Origin of the sequence: Streptomyces sp. NPDC046931 (genome assembly GCF_040644655.1) — a bacterium.
In the GTDB taxonomy this organism is placed as follows: Bacteria; Actinomycetota; Actinomycetes; order Streptomycetales; family Streptomycetaceae; genus Streptomyces.
In genome coordinates, this window is the sequence record NZ_JBEYWX010000057.1 from 1 (window position 1) to 4,678 (window position 4,678).

The 4,678-nt window shown below is 75.1% G+C and carries 2 protein-coding genes; both read left to right on the forward strand.

Going from position 1 to position 4,678, the window contains the following annotated elements:
* Nucleotides 1-774 (forward strand): beta-ketoacyl reductase (locus ABZ876_RS38970; protein ID WP_361791146.1); only part of this gene is annotated, 774 nt, incomplete at its 5' end.
* Between the two features lie 109 nt (nucleotides 775-883).
* Nucleotides 884-4,678: type I polyketide synthase (locus ABZ876_RS38975; protein ID WP_361791149.1), on the forward strand; the 3,795-nt coding region annotated here is incomplete at its 3' end.

The window sequence follows — 4,678 nt, forward strand, 5'->3', positions numbered from 1 at the left end:
GCCGCCAACGCCTTCCTGGACGCGCTGATGGCCCGCCGCCGCGCCGAGGGCCTGCCCGGTCTCGCGATCGGCTGGGGCCCCTGGGCCGAGGTCGGCATGGCAGCCCGGGACTCCGCCGACCACGAGAAGACCGGCCTGCGGCCGATCCCCGCGGACAGCGGCGCCCGTATCGCGGTCCGGCTGGCCTGCGCCGGCCCGGCCACCGCGGGTGTCGCCGTCGTCCCGGCGGACTGGGCCGCCTTCCGCAACACCCTCGGCGACACCCTGCCGGACGGGTACCTGGACCGGCTCTCCGGTCCGTCCGGTGCGCCCGCGTCGGCCGATGCCCGGCGTGCGGGCGGAGAGCGGCACACCACGGACCGGTCGCCGTCGCTGCGCGCCGAGCTGGCCACGGCCCGCGACCCCCGCGCCCTCCTGGGCGAACGGGTCGAACTGATGCTGCGCCGGGTGCTGGGTTCCCGCCGCCCGGTCGGACGGCACCAGGGCTTCGCCTCCCTCGGCATGGACTCGCTGATGGCCGTGGAGTTCCGGGCGCGGCTGTCGCAGGCCCTGGAGCTGAAGCTGCCCACCACCCTCGCCTTCACCCACCCGAACCTGGACGACCTCGTGCCCTTCCTGGCACAGCAACTCGCCCTCCCGTCCGACGACCCGGCCGGTGATCCGGCCGGCGACGCGGAGCAGGAGGGCCCGGGCGGCACGGCTCCCGTCGACACGTCGGCGAGCGAGCTGATGGCCCGTATCTCGGAGAAGTACCGCACCCACCGGCGCGCCTGACCGACGCACCGTCGGGGCGCGGCCCCCGGGACGCGCAGGGGGTGTGCCTTCGACCAGGGAACGCCACCTGCCGCCCCGAACCGCCGAGTTGTTGGAGGGAAACGTCACCATGGCCGGAACGACGCCGCACGACGAGCTGCTGGCCTCGTTGCAGCAGTCCGTGTACGTCATCGACAAGCTGGAGAGCGAACTCGCCCGCGGCCGCGAGGAGATCGCGATCACCGGCATGTCCTGCCGGTTCCCCTCCGCGAACGGCACGGCCGAGTTCTGGCGGCTGCTGCGGGAGGGAAGGGACGCCATCACGGAGGTCCCGCCGGACCGCTGGGACATGGCGGCGCTGTACGACCCGGACCCGGCCGCCGCGGGAAAGCTGTACACCCGCTACGGCGGATTCGTGGACGGCGTCGACCGCTTCGATCCGCTGTTCTTCGGCATCTCCCCGAAGGAGGCCGCCCGTCTCGACCCTCAGCACCGGATGCTGCTGGAGGTCACCTGGGAGGCCCTGGAGGAGGCCGGGTACGCCCCGAGGACCCTGCGGGGCAGCCGCACCGGCGTGTACGTGGGCATCGCCGAGAACGACTACGCGCGGCTCGTCGAAGAGGCCTACGGCACCCGGCTCGAGCACTACGACGCCACCGGGACCGGCTTCTGCTTCGCCTCCGGCCGGATCTCGCACGTTCTCGGGCTCCAGGGCCCCAACATGGCGACGGACACGGGCTGTTCCAGCTCGCTGGTCGCGCTTCACCAGGCGGTGTCCGCGCTGCGGCTCGGCGAGTGCGACCTCGCCCTCGCGGGAGGGGTGCATCTGCGGCTGTCCCCGACCACCTCGCTGTCGCTGGCCAGGACCGGCGCGCTGGCTCCCGACGGCCGGTGCAAGACCTTCGACGCCCGGGCGGACGGGTTCGGGCGCAGCGAGGGCTGCGGGATCGTCGTCCTCAAACGGCTGTCCGACGCCCGCCGGGACGGCGACACCGTCCTCGCCGTCGTCCGCGGCTCGGCCGTCAACCACGACGGTCCGGCCGGCGGCTTCACCGTCCCCAACCAGTCGGCGCAGATCTCCCTCATCCGCGACGCCCTCGACAACGCGGGCGTCGCACCGCACGAGGTGTCCTTCGTCGAGGCCCACGGCACCGGCACCGCCCTCGGCGACCCGATCGAGGTCGGCGCCCTCGCCACGGTGTTCGGTCAGAGTCCGCACCCGGTGCTGCTGGGGGCCGTGAAGAGCAACATCGGCCACACCGAGGGCGCGGCCGGAATCGCCGGTGTCATCAAGACCGTCCTGGCGCTCAGGCACGGCGAGATCCCGGGCAATGTGCACTTCACCGAGCCCAACCCGCACGTCGACTGGGCGGACCTGCCGTTCGCCGTACCCACCGCGCCCACCGCGTGGCCCACGACGGCGGCCGGCGCCCGGATCGCGGGCGTCAGCTCGTTCGGCATGAGCGGCACCAACGCGCACATCGTGCTCGCCGCCGCACCCGAGGATCCCGGACCCGCCGAGCCCTCCGGCCGTCCCGTTCACGTCCTCGCCCTGTCCGGCCGCACCGAGGCGGCGCTCACCGAGGCCACCCGGCGGATGGCCGGCTTCCTGGCCGACGGCGCGGGCGGGGCGCCCGTCGCCGACGTCTGCTTCACCGCCAACGCCGGCCGCGACCACTTCGAGCACCGGCTCGCCGTGGTGGCGGGCTCACCCGGGGAACTGGCCGACCGGCTGACCGCGGGCACCGGCGCCGGCGGATACGTCCCCGCGCACCGGCCGGAGCCCACCGTGGCCTTCCTCTTCACCGGGCAGGGCGCGCAGTACGCGGGCATGGCGCGCGAGCTGTACGCGACCGAGCCGGTGTTCCGGCGGACCGTCGACCGCTGCGCCGAGGTCCTCGACCGCCGTCTGGACCGCCCCCTGCTCTCCGTACTGCACCCGCAGGACACCGCCGCCCCGCGGGACGGGCACCACGGCCCGGGGCGGGAACTCCTGGACCGCACGGAGTACACCCAGCCGGCCCTGTTCACCGTCGAGTACGCCCTCGCGGAGCTGTGGCGCTCCTGGGGCGTCACCCCCGACGTGGTGCTGGGCCACAGCGTCGGCGGAATCGTCGCGGCCTGTGTGGCCGGGGTGTTCACGCCGGAGGACGCACTGCTGCTGGTGGCCGAGCGGGGCCGGCTGATGGGGGCGCTGCCGGACGGCGGTGTGATGGTGTCGCTGCGCGCCGACGAGTCGGTCGTCGCCGCCGCCGTCGCCCCTCACCCCCTGGTGTCGATCGCCGCCGTGAACGCGCCCGGCGAGGTGGTGGTGTCCGGTGCGGCCGACCAGGTGGAATCGGTCGTCGCGGCGCTCGCCGAACAGGGCGTCCAGGCCCGGCGGCTGCCGGTGTCCCACGCCTTCCACTCGCCGCTCATGGCACCGGTCGCCCAGCCGCTGCGCGAGGTCGCGCGGAGGGTGCGGTACACGGCCCCGCGTATCACCGTCGTGTCGGACCTGACCGGCGCCCCGGCGGACCCCGAAGAGCTGTGCGACCCCGAGTACTGGGTACGGCACGCCCTCGAGCCGGTGCGCTTCGCCGACGCCGTACGGGCCGCGCACACCGAGGGTGCCCGGGTGTTCGTGGAGGCCGGGCCCAAGCCGGTGCTGCTGGGCCTCGGCCGGGCCTGCCTGCCCGACGGCGGGGACGACGACACGGCCTGGGTGCCGAGCCTGCGACCCGACAGGGAGTGGCCCGAGCTGCTGTCCGGCGCGGCGGCCCTGCATGTGCGGGGCGTACCCGTCGACTGGGCGGCCGTGGACGGCCGCGGCCGCGCCCGGCGAGTGCCGCTGCCCACCTATCCCTTCCAGCGCGAGCGTCACTGGTTCACGGCGCCGCCGCGGGGCACGGCCCGCGCCGGCGCCCGGGTCAGGCCCCTGCTCGACACCCGGGTCCACCTCCCGCAGTACCGGGCGACCGTCTTCCAGACCGAGCTGGGCACCGGTACCCTGCCCTTCCTCGGCGAACACCGGGTGGGTGGAGCCGTGGTGGCGCCCGGGGCCTGCCATCTGGCGATGGCGGCGAGCGCCGCCGAGGCGGCCCACGGCGCACACACGGTCGTCCTGCGCGATGTGGTCTTCCCCGAGCCGCTGGTGGTGCCGGACGGCGGCACGCGCACCGTACAGCTCGTGCTGAGCCCCGCCGCGGACGCCTCCGAGCGGGAGTTCCAGCTGCTGGACGCGGTCGGGGAACCGGAGCGTGAAGGCGACGGCTCCGGGGAGCCCCCGAACGCCTCCGTGTTCGCCGGCGGCCGGGTGGTCGTGGACGGCGTCACCGAAGGGCCCGGGGCGGGGCGGTCCGTGGACGTGACCGCCGTACGGGACCGGCTCGTCCGGGAGATCGACCGTGAGGCGCTCTACACACGGCTCGCCGCCCACGGCATCGAACTCGGGCCCCGCTTTTGCAGGCTGGACCGGATCTGGGCGGACACGGACGAGGCGCTGGCCACCGTGACCCCGCCGGAGCCCGGCGCCGCCCCGCTCGCACCCGTGCACCCGGGACTGCTGGACGCGCTGTTCCAGGTCACCGAGGCGTGCGCGCTCGCCTCGGACGCACCGGACGAGGCCCGGCTGCCGTTCGCGCTGGCCCGGCTCGTGGTGCGCCCGGGAGCCGACGACCGCGCGCACTGGATCCACGCCCGCCGGACCGGGGACGGCCGGTGGGACATCGACCTCCTGGACGCCGACGGCACACCCCTGGCCGAGGTCGAGGGCTTCGAGGACCGCCCCGCCCCCCGCGGCGGCCCGGCCCACCGCCACGCCGAGTGGGTGGAGTGGTTGGTGGGTGTGGAGTGGTCGGAGGTGGCCGAGGAGGGTGTGGCTTCGGGGTTGTCGGGGCGGTGGTGTGTGGTCGGTGGGTCCGGTGGGGTGGATCTGGGGCCGGAT